The following is a 20,780-nucleotide window of genomic DNA, read 5'->3' as shown; positions in this document are numbered from 1 at the left end:
GTGACTCCTGCGCGACACGGGCAGCCGTACTCAGCGCTTCCGTGACATGCCTCCGGCGGCCTTCCCTCCGCCGGGGGCCGTCAGGCGGGGTGGGTACGGCGCAGGGCCAGGACGGCGTTGTGCCCGCCGAATCCGAAGGAGTTGCTCAGCGCGACATCGCCGGACTCCGGCAGGGGACGCGGAGCGCCCGTGACCACGTCGAGGCCGAGGGAATCGTCCGGCTCCTCGCATCCGACGGTGGGCGGGACGACGCCGTGATGCAGCGTCAGAACCGCGGCCACGGCCTCCACGCCGCCCGCCGCGCCCTGCAGATGCCCCATCGCGCCCTTCGGCGCGGTGACCGGCATGGCGGGCCGCTCGCCGAACACGGCCCGCAGCGCCAGTGCTTCGGCCGCGTCGCCACTGCCCGTCGCGGTGGCGTGCGCGTTGATGTGCATGACCTCGTCCGGCTTGGCTCCGGCGTCGTCGAGGGCCTTGTGCAGCGCGTCGATCACACCGCCGGCGTCGGGGCGCGGCGTGGCCATGTGGAACGCGTCGGCGGAAATGCCCCAGCCCGCCGCCTCGCAGTAGATGCGCGCGCCGCGTGCGCGGGCGTGGTCCTCGGACTCCAGGACGAGCAGGCCCGCGCCTTCACCGACCACGAATCCGTCCCGTGCGGTGTCGAAGGGCCGCGACGCCTTCTCGGGTCCGTCCGTCCCGGGGGAGAGCGCCCGCATGGAGGTGAAGGACGCCATGATGGCCGGAATGATCACGGCCTCCGTGCCGCCCGCGACCATCACGTCGGCGTGTCCGTCCCGTATGCGGTCGATGGCCTGGCCGATGGCTTCCGTCCCCGAGGCGCAGGCGCTCACGACCGTACGGGCCTCGGCGCGCGCCCCTGTGTCGATCGCCACCTGCGCCGCCGCCCCGCTGGGCACGATCATCGGCGCGGTGTGCGGGGAGACATGGCGCTGTCCGCGCTCGGCCAGGGTGCGGTCGGCGTCGACCATGACGGGCGCGCCGCCGATGATGGTGCCGATGGAGACCCCGACGCGCCGGGCGTCGAGGGTGCCCTCGGTCACCTCGTCCTGTGCGAACCCGGCGTCGGCCCAGGCCTCGCGGGCGGCCAGCACCGCGAACTGGGCGCTACGGCTCATGGTCCGGGCCCGGGCGCGCGGCAGGCGCTCGGCCGGTTCGACGGCGGCGGGCGCGGCGATCCGGACACCGAGGCTCTCGAACTCCTCGCCGTCCAGCCGCTGTAGCCCGCTCCGGCCGTCCAGCAGGCCCTGCCAGGTGGTGGCGGCGTCACCGCCGAGCGGGCTGATAGCGCCGACGCCGGTGACGACGACGCGCCGCCCGCTGCGCCCTGGACGGGGGACGGGGTCGAGCCGGCAGACGATGGCCCGCGGGTCGCGGGCCATGAGCGCCCGCATCGCGTCGTCGGGGAGAGGGGAGCCGGTGCCGCTGTCCTCTTCTGCGGTTCCGGGCTCCGGGTGACGCGAGCCCGGCTCCGGGTGCCACATGCCCTCGCGCCGTACGAAGTGACGTTCCGCGCCCTCGAGCTGGGCGGCGTCCAGGACCGACATGCGGTCCCCGTCCCAGAAGTCCACACCCGGGCCGGTCGGGACGATCAGCGGGACGCACTGCGGGTCGACGCGCTCGCCGGCCACCTCGACCGGACCGGTGCGGAGGTGCACCGCGTGGAAGTCGGGGCCTCCGTGGACGGCGCGCAGGGTCAGCCGGACGTGTTCCTCGTCCGCGGGGGAGGCGTCGAGCACGGCGAAGCGCTTGGCGCCGTCGACCACGAGCACGTCGCCTGGCACCAGTTCACCGCAGGTGCATATGTGAGGGTTTTCGGAGAATTGGGACATGTCGGGCGTGTACGTCACGGTGACGTCCTTTCGGCTTCCGCGCAGGTGTCAGCGGATCGGCAAAGGTGGCGAATTGCCCGCGATCGTAAATTCGCCCCGAGGTGGCGTGAAGTGACGCAGATCCCATTCGCCCGGATAAACCGGGCAATGTGTCCCGACTCACGTTCCGGATCGTGTCGCGTCCGCCTCGCCCCCGCTGTCCACGCGCCCGCGCGGAGGTGTCCGTCCGTCCGGCTCCGGCTCAAGTTCGAGGGCTTCGAGCAGGAAGGCCAGATCCTCGGGGTCCTTGGCGTGACCGGCGACCACCCTGCGGGCGGCTCGGCGCTGGTTGCGCCGTTCGGTCGCGGCGCGTTCCGATTCCTTGCCCTGGCCCTTGCCTGCCTCGCTGGGGTCCAGGTGGGGTGCCGGCTGGCCGGATGGAGGATTCATCGGACGATCCTCGCGCCGCCCCGATCGTCCCGGTACGGGGCACGGCCGAAGGTCACCGGATCGGCGCAGCGTGGCGCATAGTGGTGTAGCGTTCAACTAGGCCGGGCAGTCGATGGTGGATACGGTCCTCCTGTCGGCACCCGCACCCCCGGTCAGCCCCGGCCAGGTCCCCCCGTCCTGGCCGGGGCACTTCTCGCCAAGGCCCGTCCACGGCGTCCGCGTCCCGCCCCTCCCGACGTCATCGCGGCACCATCCGCTGCCGGGATCCGTGATCGTACGGCGATGAACTCCCCACCGGATGCCCGGAACCGCTTGCCCCGGCCGCCCCCGCAGCTGCTGTCTCGCCGACACCGGGCGGTTCTCGCCACGGGCGTCGCCGTCCGCCATTACCTCTTCGACCCGCTCCGGCTCGACGGTCACGACGTCACCCGGCTGCCGCTGCTGTCCAGGCGGGCGGGTGGTCGAGAGAGCCCAGGGGCGCCCTCCCGTTCGGGGGCGAACTCCCGGTGTCCGCGCGCCAGTAGCGGGTGTGTCCGGCCCGGAGCGCAGCGCCAGCCCGTGGTCGTCCTCGGGGGCGCTGTAGGCCCCGTTGGGTCGCCCGACACGACATCTCCCCTCGTATTTGCGCCACTTACCGAGGGAAACCCCTTTCCCTGCCGCTGTAACTCGCATCACACTGGACACCTACGTGACCGATACCGACGGTGCCCCACGAGGCGTCCGGGCGGCGCACAGGAACGAGTCAGCGAGAGGGTGCCTGAGCTGCACAGCACCAACCACAGTTCCGAGGCCGACACCCGTAGCTACGGCAGGGTGCCGGACGCGGAGCTGACCGAGCGCATACGCGCCGGCGCCCCGACCGCCTACCCCGCCACCCAGGAACTCCGCCGCCGCCATCTGCCCGCGGTCCTGGCCTACGCGCGCCTCTGCGGCGAGAACCAGGTGGCCGGCAACCAACTCGCCGCTCAGGCCTTCGGACTGGCCGCGCAGGAGGCATGCCGCGGGATCGAGCCGAAGGGGACCTGGCGGCATCACCTTCTGATGCTCGTCCAGCGGGTGGCGGTCACCTGGGCGTCGGGCGCCCGCCGTGTCCGGCTGGAGTCCGGCTTCGCCGACTGGATCGGCGAGACCGCTTTCCCCCAGGACGGGGCCGCGCCGCGCGGCCGAACGTCGGCGCAGCGCCAGGGAGTCCGGCAGGAAGGCAGCGATCAGCGGGCTCTTCGCCTCGAGGACCTCTCCGCCATGCTCGCCGCCTTCTACGAACTGCCGGAGCGTACCCGGGGAGTCCTCTGGTACGGGGTGGTGGAGGACGAGCCGGATGCCGAGAGCGCCCGCTGCCTCGGCATCCCCGCACCGGTCGTGGCCGAGCAGAGGCCCAAGGCCCTGGAAGCCATGCGCCAGGCGTATCTGCACACGTATCTGAAGCGCAGCGGGGACCCGAAGTGCCAGGGGTACCGCCGCATCATCGAGGCCGCGGCCCGGCCGGGCGACCGTCGCTACTGCGAGGACCTGGTACGGCACTTGGAGGGGTGTCCGGACTGCACCCTCATCCTCGAAGAGCTGATCCGGATGACCGAGCATCCGCGGACTGTCCTGGCCGAAGGGCTGCTCGGCTGGGGCGGTGCGGAGTACATCGCCGCCGGTCCTGTCACCGGTCTGCTCGCACCGGGGGCGGCGCGGGAGCCGACACCGCCGCCGGCCGCGCGGGCCGGTGCACCGACGGACGGGCCCGGCGCCGGCGCGACGGGCCGCCGCGACGTGTGGTGGAACTCCCGGCCCCTCGTCCTGGTCGCCGTGGCGGTCACGGTGAGCGCGGCCCTCGGCGCCGCACTGCTGGTGCCGGGCTCCGACGACAGCACTCCGGCGGGCAGCGGTGACCGGGCGTCCTCGACTCCCGCGAAGCCGACCGGCTCGGCGCTCTCGCCACCGCCCACCGCGAGCAGCACAACGCGGCCGCCGAAGAAGCCGGCCCCCGAGCCGACGCCCACGAAGACGAGTGCGCGGCCCAGCCCCACGCCTACTCCGTCCCCGTCCAAGCCCGCGCCGACCTCGCCCGCCCCGCGTCCTCCGGACGGCTTCCTCCAGGTGGTCAATGCCCGTACGGGCCAGTGCCTGGACATCGAGGACGGGATCATGGAGAACGGCACGGACGCCATCACGGCCCCCTGCACCGGCGCGCTGACCCAGATGTGGCGCCCGGAGGGCAACGGGCTGTTCCGCTCGTTCGCCGACACGGACTTCTGCCTGGACTCCCGCGGCGACACCGACCGCGGGGTCGGCATCTTCGACTGCTCCTCGGCCGAGAGTGAGGACGGGGAGAACCTGATCTTCCTCATCGACCGAGCCGGCGGCATCCGCCCGCGGGTCGACCTGGATTTCGCCGTCACGCCCACCGACGAGTCCCCCGGCAGTGAGGTCGTTCTGCGTCCGGCCGACGGGCGGGACGACCAGCGGTGGATGGGCGGCCGCGTCGCCGTGGGCTGAGCCTTCGGAGCAGGTCCGGGTCTCGGGCAGATCCTCGTACGGCCTCCTCGCGGCGGCCGCTCTTCTGGTGCGTCTGTGAAGTCATGTCGCTTTCGAGGTTGACATGAGAAATGCGACGGACGGACGATCGGTCATGCTCGCACCGATAAGCGTGCAGTGTCCGAAGTGCGTAGGTGATGACGGAACGGTCACCAAGGGTCAAGAGTCCGCGACGCAGTATTCGGAGGAGGAGGCGATGAAGCTTCCCTACTCGTTCGAGGTGTGCACCGAAACGGCTGGTCAGGCCGCAGTGGTCACGGTGAGCGGTGAACTGGACGTCGCCACCGCGCCACAGCTCCGTCTGGCTCTCGCCCAGTGCCTCAAGGCGCGCCTCACCAGCCTCACCGTCGATTTCAGCGGCGTCGCTTTCTGCGACTGCGCGGGACTGAACGTGCTCATCGGGGCGCGGAAATCCGCAGCCGACGCCGGTATCCGCTTCCGGCTCTCCGGCGTGAGCCGGCAGGTGACGAAGCTGATGCGGGACACCGGCACCGACGCGCAGTTCCGGAATGCGCCGCAGCCGTACGAACCGGAACACGATTTCGATCCGTCCGCCCTGGGCACCTCAGCGCTGATGCCGCCGGTGATGGCGCTGCCGACCGCGCGACGGGAGCCCCCGGGTCCGCAGGCACACGATCACGCCCGGCCCCAGCCGGCCGCGGGTGTGTGCGCCACAGCCTGCCCCGGATCCGGCCCCCGGGCCGCTCTGGCTTGATGCGGTACGGCCGCCCGCGGAGCCTCCGGCCCTTTGGGTAGGGGGCTCCGCCGCAGCCGGTGCACGGGCGCACGAATGCCCGTACGCGCCGGTGAGAGCCCGCGGCGACGCGTGCCGATCCGGGCCGGTGAGGCTTCGCTTCCGGCCCCCGGCCCGCTTCCGCCCCCCACTGCCCGCGCACGCATGTGCGATCTTCATGCGCAGCCGTCCTCCATGAGACGCTCGGAGGCCGACACCGTCGTCCCACCAGCGAGGAAAGGGTGCGCATGGCCCAGTTCGACCTTCCGCTCGACGCGCTCCATGACTTCCGGCCCGAACCGTCCGAACCCGAGGACTTCGACCTCTTCTGGGAGAAGACCCTCGCCGAGGCCGGCAGTCGCGAACTCGACGCCCGGTTCGAACCCGCCCGCACCCCGCTGACCACCGTCGATGTGTACGACGTCACCTTCGCAGGATTCGGCGGCCACCCCGTCAAGGGATGGTTCCTCCATCCGGCCGGGGCGCGCGAACCGCTGCCGCTGGTCGTCGAGTTCGTCGCCTACGGTGGCGGTCGCGGGCTTCCGCACACCCATCTCCTCTGGCCCTCCGCCGGGTTCGCCCACTTCGTGATGGACACCCGTGGCCAGGGCAGCGGGTGGAGCCCCGGGGACACACCGGATCCGGTCGGCGGAGACCCGGCGTTCCCGGGGTTCATGACCCGCGGCATCGGCGACCCGCACGACTACTACTACCGCCGGGTCTTCGCCGACGCCGTGCGCGCGGTCGAGGCGGCCCGCTCCCATCCCCTCGCGGACGCGGCGCGGACCGCGGTCCGCGGATACAGCCAGGGCGGCGGCATCGCTCTCGCCGTGGGCGGGCTCGTGCCGGATCTGGCCGCGATCGCCCCCGACGTGCCGTTCCTGTGCCACTTCGAACGGGCCGTGACGCTCACCGACCAACTCCCGTACAAGGAGATCGGCGGCTACCTCAAGACACACGTGGGCCGGGTCGCCGACGCCCTCCGCACCCTCTCCTATTTCGACGGCGTCCACTTCGCCGCCCGGGGCCGGGCGCCCGCCCTCTTCTCCACCGGCCTGGAGGACCAGGTCTGCCCGCCGTCCACGGTGTTCGCCGCGTTCAACCACTATGCGGGCGAGGACAAGCACATCGAGGTCTACGCCTTCAACGAGCACGACGGCGGAGGTCCGCACCACGAGGAAATCCAACTGCGCTGGCTGGCGCAGCGGTTGGCGGAACGCTGACCGGCCCCGCGTGCACGCACGGCCCGACGCGTCCGCCTACGACAGCCTGAGCACCATCGTCGTCGCCAGCGCCTCGGTGCCGACCATGCTCTCGGTCGGCCCCGGCGCGCTGTCCGCATACTTGTCGCGATACGCCTCCGACACGCGTCCGTTGAGGGCGTCGTCGTGCACGGCCTCCAGCCCCACGGGCACGACATCGTCCCCGACCTGGATCTCGGCGCTGCCGTCCGAGCGGGCGTGCTTGTACCAGTCGCCCTCCGTACCGCGGTAGGAACGGACATACGCGTCCTGGTCGACGACGACCACCCAGATGGGGCGGCTCGACCAGGATCCGTCCCGGCGCCGCGTCCGCATCGCGATCTCCTGCTCGTTGTCGAGCATGGTCACGTCCATGCCACCACCATGGCACCGCCCCCGGAGAGCCGCACCCGCTGGCGCCGGCCCTCGGACGGCACCGACGGCCGCCCGCCCAGGACGGCCGCCGACGGCCCGCCCCGCGCGGCTTTCCGTCACCACGCCGGCCCGTCACGTCCCTGCCCGTCACTACCGGGTACCCCAGCTCCCGGCGTCACCACTCCTGCCGACCTCGACTGCGGCCCCGACTCCGGCCCGCCTCCGCGGACAGGAGCCGGGCCCGTACGGTCATGTGTGACTGCCCGTCATGGAGGCGTAGACGACGATGTTGTCGGCGTAGCGGTGATCGTCCGCGGAGAACTTCCCGCCGCAGGTGATGAGGCGCAGCGCCGCGTGGTCCACGTTCCCGTACACCGACAGGGTGGGGAAGCGGTCCTTGCTGTACTGCTCGATCCGGTCGACCGTGAACTCCGCGGTCCGGCCGTCGCGTCGGGTCACCTCGACCTTGTCCCCGGCCTTGAGCTCGGCCAGGCGGAAGAAGACCGACCGCTCTCCGTTCCAGGTGACGTGTCCGGCGACCACCGACGGTCCGGTGGCGCCGGGGGCGGGGCCGGGCGTGTACCAGCCCGCCTTGTCCGGATCGCGGGGCGTCTCCATCGCTCCGCCTGCGTCACGGCCCAGCCGCTCCAGGGTGGAGGAGACCTTGAGGGAGGGGATGGTGATCCGCTCCGGCGGGGACGACCGCAGGGCCTGCACCTGCTGCGCTCCGCCTCCGGCCTCCCCCTGGGCCGCCCCGTTCTCCCCCTGCGCCGCGTCGCCCTCCTGGGCGCCGCTGCTGTTCGCCGCGCCGCCCTCGACGGGGGCCGGCGCGGGGGGCAGGGCGCGTGCCGGCGCGTCGTCCTGCCGCGACAGTCCGACGACCAGCAGGACGGCCGCGGTCACGGCGACGACCGCGCCGACGACGTAGAGAAGAGGACGGCGCGAACCGGTCCTCGTACGACTTCCGCGGCGGCTCATACGGTGCCCCGGCCGGCCGACTTGCGGACCCTGACGGCGCGGTGGCGTGCCGCCGTCAGGACGCCGGCCGCGCCCAGCAGGGCGATGGCGCCGGCCATCGCGACCGTGGTCGGGGTTCCCGTCGCGGGGTCGTCCGTGCCGGTGCCGGTCTCGACGCCGCCCACCGGGACGGAGCCGATGGCCGCGCCTTCGACGATGCCGCAGACGGCCGGTGCCGTGGCCTCCTGGGGGAGTTTGGCGTCGAGTTCGCTCTTGCCCTTGCCGAAGTCGTACTTCTTGTTGCCGTTGGGGTCGATGCCGTGTTGGACGATGTGCAGGTCCTGGATGTGTTCGGCCACGTCCTGGGAGACGGCGATGGTGCGTTCGTAGGAGAGGTTCCCCTGGTCGTCGGCGGCCGGCATGCGGTCGACGGCGAGGCCGCTGTCCTTGGACGTGTCGCCGGAGGTCGTCAGCGAGATGTTGATGTCGCCGTAGTCGGGGATGCCCTCGGCGGTCGAGACGATGCCGTCGCCGTCCTTGTCGTCGCTGCCGTCGGGGCAGTGAAAGTCGTGGCCGTCGGTCGCTCCGTGGATGTGCTGGGCGTGGGGCTGCCCGGGCGTGAGCCCCTGGGACTCGATCTTGACCGTGAGCTTGTTGCCCTCCAGGTGGAGCATCGCCATGCCCTTGCCGCCGGAGTTGTTGAGCTGTTCCAGCTGGATCTGGAAGGCCTTGCCGTTCCCGGCGGCCTCCGCACCTTCCGCCGCGTCCTCCGCCCCGGCCTGATAGCCGGAGCCGTGGTCGTCGGACTGGTACCCCGAGCCGTGGTCGTCGGCGAAGGACGGGGCGCCGGTCGCGAGAACGAGGGCGGCGGGCAGAGAGGCGAGAGCCACACGCCGGGTGGTCTTGCTGAGTATCACGTCGAGCATCCCCTTCCGTACGGCCCTGGCCGCAGGGCCGCAGAGCGGTTCCGTATCGGATCTGCCGAGCACCCGTGGGCCGTCGGGGGATCCGTGGGTCCGGGGTCCCAACGGCCGTCCGGACGGACGGCGTTGTCTGCCATTCGGAGCCGCTGCAGGGATGGATTGGTCGCGTGTGACAACCGGTGCGATGGCCGCGCGAAGACGGTCCGCGTCAGCGGGAGTCGCGCTGGGCGTCCACGATCTTCCGGATCGTGGGATCGGTGCCCATACGGCGCTGCACCCGCTCGGCGAGTCCCGGGAACTGCCCGGCGATAGCGCTCAGCACCTTCAACTCCAGCGGTGCGACGTTGACTTCGCACAGGTCGCGCTCGACGGCCCGGATCACCCCGGCCGCGACCTGCTGCGGGGAGACGGTCCGCACGCCGCCGGGAGGGTTGGCGCCCGTGGAGGCGAACATGCCCGCGTCCCGGACGAATCCGGGCTGGACGAGGGAGACGCCCACTCCCGTCCCGTGCAGGTCCTGGCGGAGGCCGAGCGTGAAGCCGCGCAGGCCGAACTTGGTCGCGTTGTAGAGCGAGGAGGACTTCGTCGCGGCCTTGCCGGAGATCGAGCCGACGAACGCGATGTGCCCGCGCCCCGCTTCGATCATGGCGGGCGCCATCAGGTGGGCCAGCGCGATGGGGGAGTGGAGGTTGACGGCCAGCGCCCGCTGGACCTGCTCGGGGGTGTAGTCGAGGAGATCGCCGCTGGAGGGGAGGGCAGCGTTGGCGACGACGATGTCAACGTCCGAGCACTCCTCGGCGAGGCGTGAGACCTGGTCGGGATCGGCGAGGTCGGCGATGACGGCGCGGGCGCCGAACTCGTCCGCGATCTGCTGGAGCGCATCGGGACGCCTGCCGGTAAAGACCAACTTTGCCCCTTTTTGGGCGAGTTCCCGTGCGATGGCATTGCCGATGCCGCCGGTCACACCGGTGAGCAGAACGGTTGATCCGGTGATGCGCATACCAGTAGCCTCCCGATTCATTGCTGTTCGTTCGAACGAACAATATGGAGGAGGGGCGGCCGTGTCCACAGCCGAGTTCACGGGACTCACCGAACAGGTCCGATTGCTGGCGGAGGGGCGAACCACGTCCGCGGCGCTGGTGCGCGAGTCGCTCGAGCGCATCGACGCGACCCAGTCCACGCTCAACGCGTTCCGCTGCACCCGCGCCGAACAGGCGACGCTGGAGGCGGAGGAGGCCGACCGCAGGCTCGCCGCGGGGGAGCGGCTGCCGCTGCTCGGCGTCCCGGTGGCGGTCAAGGACGACACGGACGTGGCAGGGCTGCCCACGCTCTTCGGCTGTCGCGGCGAGGCACCGCCCGCGGCGGCGGACGGGGAATCCGTACGGAAGCTGCGCGAGGCCGGAGCCGTGATCGTCGGCAAGACCAACGCCTGCGAGCTGGGCCAGTGGCCGTTCACCGAGGGCCCGGCCTTCGGTGCCACTCGCAACCCCTGGAACACCGGCCACACGCCCGGCGGTTCCTCGGGCGGCTCTGCCGCCGCGGTCGCCGCCGGTCTCGTACCGGCCGCCCTCGGCTCCGACGGCGCGGGCTCCATCCGCATACCGGCGGGCTGGACCCATCTGGTGGGCATCAAGCCGCAGCGCGGACGCGTCTCCGTCCACCCGCACATCGACGCCTTCCAAGGCCTCGCCGTCAACGGCCCGTTGGCCCGTACGGTCGCCGACGCGGCGCTGCTGCTCGACGCGGCCTCCGGTCCCCACCCGGAGGACCTCAACCAGCCCCGGCCCATCCAGGCCGTCGAAGCCGCCCGCCGCGAACCGGGCCGCCTGCGCATCGCGCTCGCCTGGCGGCCGCCGTTCACCGCCACCCGCCCCGCCATCCACCCCGACGTGCGCCGCGCGGTCACCAGCATTGCCGAGGCCCTCGCCCGTCTCGGCCACCACGTCGAGGAGGAGCGGCCGCGCTACGGCCTCATCGGGCTTAGCTTCGTGCCGCGCGCCACCTCCGGCGTCGCCGAGATCGCCGCGATCCACCCCGACCCCTCGATGCTCGACCCGCGCACACGCAGCGCCATGCGCAACGGCAAGCGCTTGAGCGGCCGCGCGCTGCGCATCGCCCGCGCGCGCGAGGCCCGCCAGCACAGCAGGATCGGCGCGATCTTCGACCGCTACGACGTCGTGCTCGCCCCGACCGCAGCCGCCCCGCCGCCGCGCATCGGCGCGTTCGACGGGAAGAGTGCCTGGCAGACCGACAAGACCATGGCCGCGGCCTGCCCGTACGCCTGGCCCTGGAACGTCCTCGGCTGGCCCGGCGTGAACGTCCCTGCGGGCTTCACCCGCGACGGACTGCCGGTCGGCGCCCAGCTCCTCGGCCACGCGGGCACGGAGGAACTGCTGATCTCGCTCGCGGCCCAACTCGAGGACGACCAGCGGTGGTACGAGCACACGCCGGGCGCCGCCGGGGCCCTCGGCGCGGCCGCGGGCACCCCGGACGGGCTCATGCCGGACACCGCTCCGGCCGGGGGTGCACCGGTGGAACAATGATCCCCATGTCCAAGCCCGCCGATACCCGTCAGAAGATCATCGACGCCGTCCTGCACATCATCGGGCAGGACGGAATCGCCGCGGTCACCAACCGGCGGATCGCGAAGGAGGCGGCCGTCTCCCTCGGCTCGGTCACCTACCACTTCGAGTCCCAGCACGAGTTGCTGCGCGAGAGTCTGCTGCACTTCGTCGCCGAGGAGACGCGCCGCTTCACCGAACTCGCCGACCACTGCGAGGCCGAGGGGATCGACATCGACGGAGCCGCGGATCTGGTCGCCCAGGTCGCGGGAGGCACGCCGTTCGACTCCACGCACATCGCGCCTTTCGAGCTGTACGTCCAGGCGGGCCGGGACGTACGGCTGCGGACGGCCGCGAAGGAGTGCTTCGCCGCGTACGACCTGCTGGCCACGCAGATCCTGACGTGCCTCGGCGTGCCCGACCCCGAACGGCTCGCGAGCACCGCCGTCGCGGTCGTCTTCGGCCAGCAGCTCCGCAGGCTGGCCACGGGTGCGCCCGCCGACGATCTGGTGGACGCGCTGCTGCTGCTGGCGCGGGGAGCGCAGAGCGGCTGAACGGCGGCCCGGGGGAGGGGTGTTGCCCTGCGGATTCGGCTTCACGCCCGCTCCGTCGCGGCCCCGCTCTGCGGCACGCCGGCCTTCGGCCATCCCGCCTCGACTGGGCAGCCCTTCGGCAATCCCGCCTCGACCATGCCGGCCCTTCGGCCATCCCGCCCTTCACGCCGGACCTTCGGACCATCCGCCCTCGACCACGCCGGGCCTTCGACCGCCCGCGACCTCGTCCTCGCCCGCCCCGGGCCGGACGATGATCGGGCGACGCTGTCAGTGCCCAGGGCTACGGTCGGGCTCATGGGGGAACAGAAGATCGTACGGGGAGACGCCACCTTCGCCTCGGGGCAAGGGCATCAAGATCATCGCGCATGTCCGCGGGGTTCCCGTCACGGTCCACGAGAAGGACGACCGACCGCAGCAGCGGTTCCGGCGCGTGCCGCTTGTGCTTCCGTGTGCCCTCGGTGACCGGGCGATCGCACCAGGAGAATTCCGCCGCACCGACGTCCCTACCTGTCGATCCGGTGGATCCGCGTTCGTGTAGAGGGTGAGAGGCCGGCACGACGCCGGCGCCGTACCGTGAGAACGTCAAGGAGTTACGGTCATGAAGCAGTACCTGCTGAGCATCTACCAGCCCGACGGAGACCCCCCGCCGCCCGAGGTCCTGGATCCGATCATGCGGGAGGTCGGGGCCGTGAGCGCCGAGATGCGCGAGACCGGCGCCTGGGTCTTCTCGGGCGGCCTGTACCCGCCGAGCACGGCCTCCGTGGTGAGGCTCAAGGACGACGAGATCCTCACCACCGACGGCCCGTACCTCGAAGGCAAGGAGCACATCGGCGGGTTCACGGTCATCCAGGCACCCGACCTCGACGCCGCCCTCGAATGGGGCCGCAAGCTCGCCCGGGCGATCACCCTTCCCATCGAGGTGAGGCCCCTTGAGCACGGCTCCTGTTGAGGAACGCCACCCCTCCCGCTGAAGGGTGACCGGCATGTCCGAGCTGTCCGCCGCGGTGATCGAGCGAGTCTTCCGTGAGGAGTACGGGCGTGCCGTCGCCGTCCTGGTCCGCGTCTTCGGCGACATCGACATCGCCGAGGAGGCGGTCCAGGACGCCTTCACCGAGGCGATCCGGCGGTGGCCCGGCGCCGGGCTGCCACCGAGCCCAGCGGGATGGATCATCACCACCGCCCGCAACCGCGCGATCGACCGCCTCCGGAGAGAGGCGACGCGCGAGGACCGGCACGCCCAGGCCGCCGTCCTGTACGCCCGCGACGAACCGGCCGAGGAGGGACCCGTGCGCGACGACCGGCTCCGCCTCATCTTCACCTGCTGCCACCCCGCGCTCGCCCCCTCCGCCCGGGTCGCACTGACCCTGCGGCTTCTCGGTGGGCTCACCACAGCCGAGATCGCCCATGCCTTTCTGGTCTCCGAACCGGCCATGGCGCAGCGCCTGGTGAGGGCCAAGGGGAAGATCCGCGACGCGGGCATCCCGTACCGGGTGCCTGCGGATGCCGACCTCCCCGAGCGGCTGCGCGGCGTGCTGGCCGTCGTCTACCTCGTCTTCAACGAGGGATACACGGCGAGTTCGGGCGAGACGCTCGTCCGCGAGGACCTGTGCGCCGAGGCCGTCCGCCTCGGACGGCTGCTCGCCGACCTCATGCCGGACGAACCGGAGGTCATGGGGCTCCTCGCCCTCATGCTGCTCACCGAGTCGCGCCGCGCCGCCCGCACCACCCCCGACGGCGAACTCGTCCTGCTGGCCGACCAGGACCGCGGCCGCTGGGACCGCGCCCTGATCGACGAGGGCCAGGCCATCGTCCGCCGTTGCCTGCGCCGCGACCGGCCCGGCCCGTACCAGATCCAGGCCGCGATCCAGGCCGTGCACAGCGACGCACCCGCCGCGGCCGCCACCGACTGGTGGCAGATCCTGCAGCTCTACGACCAGCTCTACGCGATGGCGCCCAACCCGGTGGTGGCGCTGCATCGGGCGGTCGTTGTCGCCGAGGTGGAAGGCCCGGAGGAGGCTCTCGCCCTCGTCGACGCCCTCGACCTCGACGGCCACCACCTGCTCCACTCCGTACGCGCCGACCTGCTGCGCCGCCTCGGGCGCACCACCGAGGCCGCGCTCGCCTACGAAGCGGCCCTCGACCGCACGGGGAACGAGGCCGAGCGCGCCTTTCTGCGCCGGAGCCGCGAAGCCCTCACGCAACGGTGAACCACCCCCGCGCGCAGAAGCCCTCACGCAACGGTGAGCCCCCGCACCGGAAGCCCTCGCACCATGGTGGAGCAGGCACTACTGCTTGACGGAGCCGCTGTTCGCCCCCTGGACGAAGTAGCGCTGGAAGCAGAAGAACAGCGCCGCCACCGGCACCGTCGACAACAGCGCCGCGGCCAGCTTCAGCGGGTACTGCGTGCCGCCGCCGAGGCCGCCGGAGACGAAGCGGGCCAGGCCCGTGGTGAGGGTCTCGTACTGGCCGGACTGCGTGGCCACCAGGAAGTGGGTGAACTCGTTCCACGAACCCTGGAACGACAGGATCGTCAGGGTGATCAGCGCGGGCCTGGCCATCGGCAGCACCACCGACCAGTAGATCCGCAGGACTCCCGCCCCGTCGACCCGGGCGGCCTCCTCGACCTCACGCGGGACCGACTCGAAGAACTGCTTCATGATGAAGATGCCCGCGGCGTCCACCAGCAGCGGAAGGATCATGCCCGCGTACGTGTCGAAGATCCCGAACGTGTTGAGGACCAGGAACTTCGGGATGAGCAGGACGACGCCGGGGACCGCCATCACCGCCAGCACGAAGCCGAACAGCAGCGACCGGCCCCGGAAGCGCAGCCGCGCCAGCGCGTAGCCGGCCATGGAGTTGAAGAGCACGCGGCCCGCGGTGACGACCACCGTCACCAGAGTGGAGTTGCCGAGCCAGCGCAGGAAGGGGACTCCGTCCCCGGCCTCGCTCATCCCGAACAGCCGTTGGTACGCGGCGGTCGTCGGCGTCGTGGGCAGCAGCGACAGCGGATGCGCCGCGGCGTGGGGATCGGTCTTGAAGCCCGTCACCAACTGCAGGGCGAACGGCAGCAGATAGACAGCGCGAGCCCGATGACCAGCGTGTAGCCCGCGACCCCGTACGGACACCGGTACGCACGCGTGGGCGCTCGTGCCCGCGGCGCACCCGGCCGAACCCGAGCCGCCTTTGGCCTGACGCTTCGCATGCGATCCGGTTGGAGCGATGACCGAGACGACCGAAAGGGACCGGGACGGCGGACGAGCACGGACCACTCGATCCCGCCGCCCACCGGATGATGTGCACCAACGAGGCTCCCCGCGTCCCGCTGCTGTACGCGCTGCGCGCGGGCCCGGCCGGTGGACGGCTCATGACGGTTCGTCAGGCCGAGCGGGCAGGGGCCCCGTCGGTCAGGACCTGCCCCGTCTCAGGCCCGGTAGCGCCGGAACGCGGGCGTGGTCACTGCCAGCGCCACCATGGTGACGATCACCAGAAGGCCACCCCCGGCGACGGCCGTGCGCGTACCGAGGGCCGAGCCCGCGGTGCCGTGCAGGAGATCGGCCAGGCGTGGCCCGCCGGCCACCACCACGGTGAACACCCCCTGCATCCGGCCGCGCATCTCGTCGGTGACCGCGGACTGGAGGATGGCACTGCGGAAGACCATCGAGACCATGTCGGCGACGCCACCTATCGCGAGGAAGGCCACGGCCCACCACAGGCTCGCGCTCAGGCCGAAGCCGGTGACCGCGGCGCCCCAGGCCACCACCGCGCCGATCACCATGAGGCCGTGCCGCCGGGCCCGGGAGAACGTGCCCGACAGAAGTCCTCCGGCCACCGCGCCGATCGGGATCGCCGCGAACAGCAGCCCGAGGGCGAACCCCTCGCCCCAGGGCGCATATGTGGTGGCGGCGAGTTGGGGGAAGAGAGCGCGCGGCATGCCCAGGACCATGGCGATGATGTCGGCGACAAAGGACAGCAGAAGTACCTGACGGGCCGTGATGTATCGGAATCCGTCGGCGACTTGCCGCCATCCGGCGCGGCGCTTGCCCGCGTCCGTGAGCGGCGGCAATGCGGGCAGCCGCCAAACGGCCCAGACCGCCGCGCACAGGGCGAGGGCGTCGAGGAGATAGAGCTCGGGCAGTCCGATCACCGGGATCAATGCGCCCGCCAGCAGCGGTCCCGCGACCATGCCGCTCTGCATGACCGTCGAGCCCAGCGCATTGGCGGCCGGCAGTTCGGACTCCGGTACGAGCCGGGCGATGGAGGCGCTGCGGGTCGGGGAGTTGATGCCGAAGAAAGCCTGCTGCACCGCCAGCAGGACCATCAGCAGCAGCACCGACTCCGACCCCGCCGCGGCCTGTACCCAGAACAGCACTGAGGTGACGGCGATGCCGGTGTTGGTGACCAGAAGCAGGGTGCGGCGGTCCATGCTGTCGGCGATCGCGCCGCCCCAGAGGGCGAACACCACCAGCGGCACCAGGCCGACGAAGCTGGTGTAGCCCACGTAGGCCGACGAGCCCGTGATGTCGTACACCTGCTTGGGGACGGCAACGGCAGTGAGCTGACTGCCGATCGCGGTCACGATGGTGGAGGACCACAGCCGCCGGTAGGCGGGATGCCGCAGCGGCCGGGTGTCGACCGTCCACCGTCGCCAGCCGTCCGGCCGTACCGCGCGGTCCTCGCCCTCCGCGCTCTCGTCGGCGGTGTCCTTCGCGGTGTCCACGGCGGTCCTGGCTTCCTCTGCGGCATCCGGTCCCGGGCCATTGTCGTCGACGGTGGATCGCACGTACGGGTGAGGGGGGCCGGGCTCAACTGCGTCCGGAGGGGCTTGAATTCCGGTATGCCCGCATTAGCCGGGGGCCGTTCATATGACTGTTGATAGGGCCGGATAGCCCACTATGGCCTGGGTAGTGCTGAGCCGACCTGGGACGGGACTTCAGGAAAGGCCGGGCACTGTGACACAGCCCTTTGAACTGCCGGATTTCTACATGCCGTATCCGGCGCGACTCAATCCGCACCTGGAGGAGGCGCGGAAGCACGCGAAGACATGGGCCCGAGAGATGGGGATGCTCGAGGGCTCGGGCATCTGGGAGGAGCACGACCTCGACTCCCACGACTACGCGCTCCTGTGCGCGTACACCCACCCCGACTGTTCGGGTCCGGCGCTGTCCCTGGTCACCGACTGGTACGTGTGGGTCTTCTTCTTCGACGACCACTTCCTGGAGATCTTCAAGCGCACCCAGGACCGGGAGGGCGGCAAGGCGTACCTGGACCGGCTGGCGGCGTTCATGCCGATGGACCTGGACGCCGGGATGCCGGAGCCCACCAACCCGGTCGAGGCGGGCCTCGCCGATCTGTGGACCCGGACCGTGCCGTCCATGTCGATGGAGTGGCGTGCCCGGTTCGCCGAGAGCACCGAGCATCTCCTCGGTGAGTCGCTGTGGGAGCTGTCCAACATCAACGCCGACCGGATTCCCAACCCGGTCGAGTACATCGAGATGCGCCGCAAGGTCGGCGGCGCGCCCTGGTCGGCCGGTCTCGTCGAGTACGCGGCCGGGGCCGAAGTCCCGGCGGCCGTCGCCGATTCCCGGCCGCTGCGGGTCCTCCGCGACTCCTTCTCCGACGGCGTACATCTGCGCAACGACCTGTTCTCCTACCAGCGGGAGATCGAGGAGGAGGGCGAACTCTCCAACGGCGTCCTGGTGTTGGAGACCTTTCTGTGCTGCACCACGCAGGAGGCGGCGGACGCGGTCAACGATCTGCTCACCTCGCGGCTGCAGCAGTTCGAGGACACCACCCTCACCGAACTGCCGCCGCTCTTCGCCGAGAAGGGTCTCGATCCGCAGTCCTGCACGGATGTGATGCTCTACGTCAAGGGGCTCCAGGACTGGCAGGCAGGCGGCCACGAGTGGCACATGCGCTCCAGCCGGTACATGAACGGCGGAGGCGCGGCCGCGGAAGGCCCCCCGTCGTCGTTCTCCGCCGTGCCCACGGGCCGGGGAACCGCCGCCGCTGTCATCGGGCAGCTCTGCGGCCAGGCCGGGGCGGGGCGCGTCCGCAGGTTCACCCACGTCCCGTACCAGCAGGTGGGTGCGTCCCGACTGCCCGAGTTCTTCATGCCGTTCACGACCCGCCTCAGCCCGCATCTGGAGTCCGCCCGCCGCAATGTCGTCACCTGGTCCCGCCGCATGGGTCTGCTGAAGGCGCAGCCCGGCATCCCCGCCTCCGGCATCTGGAACGAGGAGCGGCTGGCCGGCTTCGACTTCCCGCTGTGCGCCGCGGGGCTCGACCCGGACGCGACGCCCGACGAGCTGGACCTGTCGTCGCAATGGCTGACCTGGGGTACGTACGGCGACGACTACTACCCGGTGGTCTTCGGGCGGCCCCGGGACCTGGCGGGCGCCAAGGTGCAGAACGACCGGCTGTCGGCCTTCATGCCGCTCGACGGCTCCCCTGCCCCCGCCCCGGCCAACGCGCTCGAACGATCCCTGGCCGACCTCTGGGCCCGTACGGCAGGTCCGATGGAGGACTGGGCGCGGCGCGCGTTCCGTACCGCGATCGAGGACATGATCGCGAGCTGGCTGTGGGAGTTGGCCAACCAGGCGCAGAACCGCATCCCCGACCCCGTCGACTACATCGAGATGCGGCGGAAGACCTTCGGCTCGGACCTGACGATGAGTCTGTGCCGTCTGGCCCACGGCCGGCAGGTCCCGGAGGAGATCTACCGCAGCGGCCCCATGCGTTCCCTGGAGAATGCGGCCTCGGACTACGCGGCCCTGCTCAACGACGTGTTCTCCTACCAGAAGGAGATCGAGTACGAGGGCGAGGTCCACAACGGGATCCTCGTCGTGCAGAATTTCTTCGACTGCGACTACCCGACCGGCCTGGCGATCGTCCACGACCTGATGACGTCCCGCATGCGGCAGTTCCAGCATGTCGCCGCCCATGAACTGCCCGTCCTCTACGACGACTTCAAGCTCGGCCCGGAGGCCCGCGACCTGCTGAACGGCTACGTCAAGGAACTGGAGAACTGGCTCTCCGGGATTCTGACCTGGCATCAGGGCTGCCGCCGCTACGCCGAATCCGACCTGCGCCATGGCTCGGTGACGCCGACCTGGCGCGGTGCGGTGCCGACGGGGCTGGGTACGTCGGCGGCCAGAATCCCCGTACCGCAGCACTGACCGCGCCCCGGCCGGACCGGGTCGCGGGAGCCTCGCGAGGGGCGGCCGCCACGGCAGCCGCCCCTCGCGCCAAACGCTCGCGGCCCGCGAAAAATCGGTTTAGCAATGGGCAGGCGAGATGCGACGGAGAGCGGCCTTCCTGTTCTCCGCACTCGCTATCAGATTGCGCCGGAGTTACACGGCAATCTGGACATAACTAAACAATATCCCTGACTCCGTTGGCCAAAGATGTCCGGGGTGTTGACAGCGCGCAAACGCGGATCCATCCTCTACGGCATCTGCTAATTCGATTTAGCGATCAGCGAAGAACGATGGAGCTGAGTCACCGATGCCCGGACGCCGCGTCACCATGGCCGACGTCGCCCGCAGTGCGGGCGTCTCGCCCACCACCGCGTCGTTCGTCCTCTCCGGCCGGACCGACATGCGGATCTCGGACGCCTCCCGGGACAAGGTCCTGGAGGCGGCCAAGATGCTGGGATACCGCCCGAACGTCACTGCCCGGAGCCTGCGGACGAAATCCACGCAGACCATCGGCTTCGTATCGGACACCATCACCACGACCCCGTTCGCCGGAGAGGTGATCCGCGGCGCGCTGGAAGCCGCCCGCGCTCGCGATCACCTGCTGTTCATCGCGGAAACGGGTGGTAATCGCGCCGCCGAGGCCGGGCTGGTCAACGGATTGCTGGACCGGCAGGTCGACGCCGTGATCTACGCGGCGATGTTCACCCGTCACGTCACCCCGCCCAGCGAGCTGAACGGCCGCCGCGTCGTCCTGCTCAACTGCCTCGCGCCCGGCTTCGACGCCCCGTCCGTCATCCCCGACGAGACCGAGGCCGGACGGGCCGCCGGGCGCGCGCTGCTCGCCGCCGGGCACACCTCCTGCATCTGGGCGATCGGCGGCCACCGGGCGATCCCCGCCACCCCGGGAGGCGTCTTCGCCGGCAACGAGCGGATGCGGGGACTCCAGGAAGTGCTCCGCGATTCCGGGGTCGGCCTGGAGGGCGTCGTGGAATGCCAGTGGGGTCCCGATGACGGATATCGCGAGGTGAGCCAGATCCTCGCCGCAGGCCACCGCCCGCGCGCGCTGGTGTGCTCGACCGACAGGGTCTCCTTCGGCGCCTACCAGGCGCTGGCCGAAGCGGGCCTGTCCATCCCAGGCGATGTCTCCGTCGTCTCCTACGACGACCAGGACATCGCCTCCTGGCTGCGCCCCGCGCTCACCACGCTCGCGCTGCCCCACTACGAACTCGGCCGTGTCGCCATGGAGTTGATCCTCGGCGACGAGCCGCTGGGCACGGGGGAGCACCGGGTGCCGATGCCGCTGCGCAGGCGCTCATCCGTCGCCTGCCCGTGCCGTGGGTGAGCCGCCGGTGACCGGGGCGTAGCGACAAGAGACACGACGTACAGAAAAACGCACGTGGGGCCGGGCGGCCACCCGACCCCACCGCAGGCTCATCTC

At 71.2% G+C, this 20,780-nt stretch carries 17 protein-coding genes; 9 read left to right on the top strand and 8 right to left on the bottom strand.

The features are described from left to right. Nucleotides 1-80: 80 nt before the first annotated feature. Nucleotides 81-1,868: a beta-ketoacyl-[acyl-carrier-protein] synthase family protein gene (locus ACGFNH_RS04610; protein WP_393651549.1), complete on the bottom strand. Its 1,788-nt coding sequence runs from the start codon at nucleotides 1,866-1,868 to the stop codon at nucleotides 81-83. Between the two features lie 141 nt (nucleotides 1,869-2,009). Next, nucleotides 2,010-2,279 (bottom strand): hypothetical protein, encoded by a 270-nt coding sequence (locus ACGFNH_RS04605; protein ID WP_393651548.1) that lies wholly within the window; start codon nucleotides 2,277-2,279, stop codon nucleotides 2,010-2,012. Between the two features lie 753 nt (nucleotides 2,280-3,032). On the opposite strand from ACGFNH_RS04605, the gene ACGFNH_RS04600 reads away from it, so the two are divergent. The 3 genes from ACGFNH_RS04600 (at nucleotide 3,033) to ACGFNH_RS04590 (ending at nucleotide 6,758) form a co-directional block, all read left to right on the top strand. Next, on the top strand, nucleotides 3,033-4,763 hold the full coding sequence (locus tag ACGFNH_RS04600) for a ricin-type beta-trefoil lectin domain protein (RefSeq protein WP_393651547.1): 1,731 nt from the start codon (nucleotides 3,033-3,035) through the stop codon (nucleotides 4,761-4,763). Between the two features lie 235 nt (nucleotides 4,764-4,998). Further along, nucleotides 4,999-5,517, top strand: coding sequence for an STAS domain-containing protein (locus ACGFNH_RS04595; RefSeq protein ID WP_393651546.1), 519 nt, complete (start codon nucleotides 4,999-5,001; stop codon nucleotides 5,515-5,517). 266 nt (nucleotides 5,518-5,783) lie between these two features. After that, nucleotides 5,784-6,758 (top strand): acetylxylan esterase, encoded by a 975-nt coding sequence (locus ACGFNH_RS04590; RefSeq protein ID WP_393651545.1) that lies wholly within the window; start codon nucleotides 5,784-5,786, stop codon nucleotides 6,756-6,758. A gap of 36 nt (nucleotides 6,759-6,794) precedes the next feature. Here the strand turns inward: ACGFNH_RS04590 and ACGFNH_RS04585 are convergent, their stop codons facing one another. The 4 genes from ACGFNH_RS04585 to ACGFNH_RS04570 all read right to left on the bottom strand — a co-directional run bounded on the left by ACGFNH_RS04585 (nucleotide 6,795) and on the right by ACGFNH_RS04570 (nucleotide 10,031). Next, nucleotides 6,795-7,151: a DUF2255 family protein gene (locus ACGFNH_RS04585; protein ID WP_393651544.1), complete on the bottom strand. Its 357-nt coding sequence runs from the start codon at nucleotides 7,149-7,151 to the stop codon at nucleotides 6,795-6,797. Nucleotides 7,152-7,400: 249 nt separating this feature from the next. Further along, complete coding sequence (locus tag ACGFNH_RS04580) at nucleotides 7,401-8,129, bottom strand: class F sortase (protein ID WP_393651543.1); 729 nt, start codon at nucleotides 8,127-8,129, stop codon at nucleotides 7,401-7,403. Beyond that, on the bottom strand, nucleotides 8,126-9,025 hold the full coding sequence (locus ACGFNH_RS04575; protein WP_393652214.1) for a hypothetical protein: 900 nt from the start codon (nucleotides 9,023-9,025) through the stop codon (nucleotides 8,126-8,128). The genes ACGFNH_RS04580 and ACGFNH_RS04575 overlap by 4 nt, the downstream gene beginning before the upstream one ends. Before the next feature lie 214 nt (nucleotides 9,026-9,239). Next, nucleotides 9,240-10,031: an SDR family NAD(P)-dependent oxidoreductase gene (locus ACGFNH_RS04570; protein ID WP_393651542.1), complete on the bottom strand. Its 792-nt coding sequence runs from the start codon at nucleotides 10,029-10,031 to the stop codon at nucleotides 9,240-9,242. A 61-nt stretch (nucleotides 10,032-10,092) separates the two neighbouring features. Between ACGFNH_RS04570 and ACGFNH_RS04565 the strand changes: the two genes are divergently transcribed. The 4 genes from ACGFNH_RS04565 (at nucleotide 10,093) to ACGFNH_RS04550 (ending at nucleotide 14,353) form a co-directional block, all read left to right on the top strand. Beyond that, nucleotides 10,093-11,574 carry an amidase gene (locus ACGFNH_RS04565; RefSeq protein ID WP_393651541.1) on the top strand — a complete coding sequence of 494 codons (1,482 nt, stop codon included), beginning with the start codon at nucleotides 10,093-10,095 and terminating at the stop codon, nucleotides 11,572-11,574. Between the two features lie 5 nt (nucleotides 11,575-11,579). Continuing rightward, on the top strand, nucleotides 11,580-12,146 hold the full coding sequence (locus tag ACGFNH_RS04560; RefSeq protein ID WP_393651540.1) for a TetR/AcrR family transcriptional regulator: 567 nt from the start codon (nucleotides 11,580-11,582) through the stop codon (nucleotides 12,144-12,146). Nucleotides 12,147-12,744: 598 nt separating this feature from the next. Next, complete coding sequence (locus tag ACGFNH_RS04555; protein ID WP_393651539.1) at nucleotides 12,745-13,095, top strand: YciI family protein; 351 nt, start codon at nucleotides 12,745-12,747, stop codon at nucleotides 13,093-13,095. A 34-nt stretch (nucleotides 13,096-13,129) separates the two neighbouring features. Next, a complete protein-coding gene (locus ACGFNH_RS04550; protein ID WP_393651538.1) occupies nucleotides 13,130-14,353 on the top strand; it encodes an RNA polymerase sigma factor in 1,224 nt (407 codons plus the stop codon). Between the two features lie 78 nt (nucleotides 14,354-14,431). On the opposite strand, the gene ACGFNH_RS04545 is transcribed toward ACGFNH_RS04550, so the two are convergent. Further along, complete coding sequence (locus ACGFNH_RS04545) at nucleotides 14,432-15,193, bottom strand: carbohydrate ABC transporter permease (RefSeq protein WP_393651537.1); 762 nt, start codon at nucleotides 15,191-15,193, stop codon at nucleotides 14,432-14,434. A gap of 374 nt (nucleotides 15,194-15,567) precedes the next feature. Next, nucleotides 15,568-16,863: an MFS transporter gene (locus ACGFNH_RS04540; protein ID WP_393651536.1), complete on the bottom strand. Its 1,296-nt coding sequence runs from the start codon at nucleotides 16,861-16,863 to the stop codon at nucleotides 15,568-15,570. A 232-nt stretch (nucleotides 16,864-17,095) separates the two neighbouring features. Between ACGFNH_RS04540 and ACGFNH_RS04535 the strand changes: the two genes are divergently transcribed. Together ACGFNH_RS04535 and ACGFNH_RS04530 are read left to right on the top strand one after the other, a co-directional pair. Next, on the top strand, nucleotides 17,096-19,321 hold the full coding sequence (locus tag ACGFNH_RS04535; RefSeq protein ID WP_393651535.1) for a family 2 encapsulin nanocompartment cargo protein terpene cyclase: 2,226 nt from the start codon (nucleotides 17,096-17,098) through the stop codon (nucleotides 19,319-19,321). Between the two features lie 328 nt (nucleotides 19,322-19,649). Beyond that, the gene (locus tag ACGFNH_RS04530; protein ID WP_393651534.1) at nucleotides 19,650-20,684 is read left to right on the top strand and encodes a LacI family DNA-binding transcriptional regulator; all 1,035 of its coding nucleotides are present in this window, start codon (nucleotides 19,650-19,652) and stop codon (nucleotides 20,682-20,684) included. The last annotated feature ends 96 nt before the right edge of the window (nucleotides 20,685-20,780 follow it).

The organism is Streptomyces sp. NPDC048639 (genome assembly GCF_043199075.1).
Classification (GTDB): Bacteria; Actinomycetota; Actinomycetes; order Streptomycetales; family Streptomycetaceae; genus Streptomyces.
Note: the sequence above shows the minus strand (reverse complement) of the source record. Positions and strands in the feature narration are given on the sequence as shown.

Bases quoted from the DNA above. Each gene is read 5' to 3' on its own strand.
- ACGFNH_RS04605 (WP_393651548.1), bottom strand. From the start codon at position 2,279: ATGAATCCTCCATCCGGCCAGCCGGCACCCCACCTGGACCCCAGCGAG.
- ACGFNH_RS04595 (WP_393651546.1), top strand. From the start codon at position 4,999: ATGAAGCTTCCCTACTCGTTCGAGGTGTGCACCGAAACGGCTGGTCAG.
- ACGFNH_RS04590 (WP_393651545.1), top strand. From the start codon at position 5,784: ATGGCCCAGTTCGACCTTCCGCTCGACGCGCTCCATGACTTCCGGCCC.
- ACGFNH_RS04585 (WP_393651544.1), bottom strand. From the start codon at position 7,151: ATGGACGTGACCATGCTCGACAACGAGCAGGAGATCGCGATGCGGACG.
- ACGFNH_RS04580 (WP_393651543.1), bottom strand. From the start codon at position 8,129: ATGAGCCGCCGCGGAAGTCGTACGAGGACCGGTTCGCGCCGTCCTCTT.
- ACGFNH_RS04570 (WP_393651542.1), bottom strand. From the start codon at position 10,031: ATGCGCATCACCGGATCAACCGTTCTGCTCACCGGTGTGACCGGCGGC.
- ACGFNH_RS04560 (WP_393651540.1), top strand. From the start codon at position 11,580: ATGTCCAAGCCCGCCGATACCCGTCAGAAGATCATCGACGCCGTCCTG.
- ACGFNH_RS04555 (WP_393651539.1), top strand. From the start codon at position 12,745: ATGAAGCAGTACCTGCTGAGCATCTACCAGCCCGACGGAGACCCCCCG.
- ACGFNH_RS04550 (WP_393651538.1), top strand. From the start codon at position 13,130: ATGTCCGAGCTGTCCGCCGCGGTGATCGAGCGAGTCTTCCGTGAGGAG.
- ACGFNH_RS04530 (WP_393651534.1), top strand. From the start codon at position 19,650: ATGCCCGGACGCCGCGTCACCATGGCCGACGTCGCCCGCAGTGCGGGC.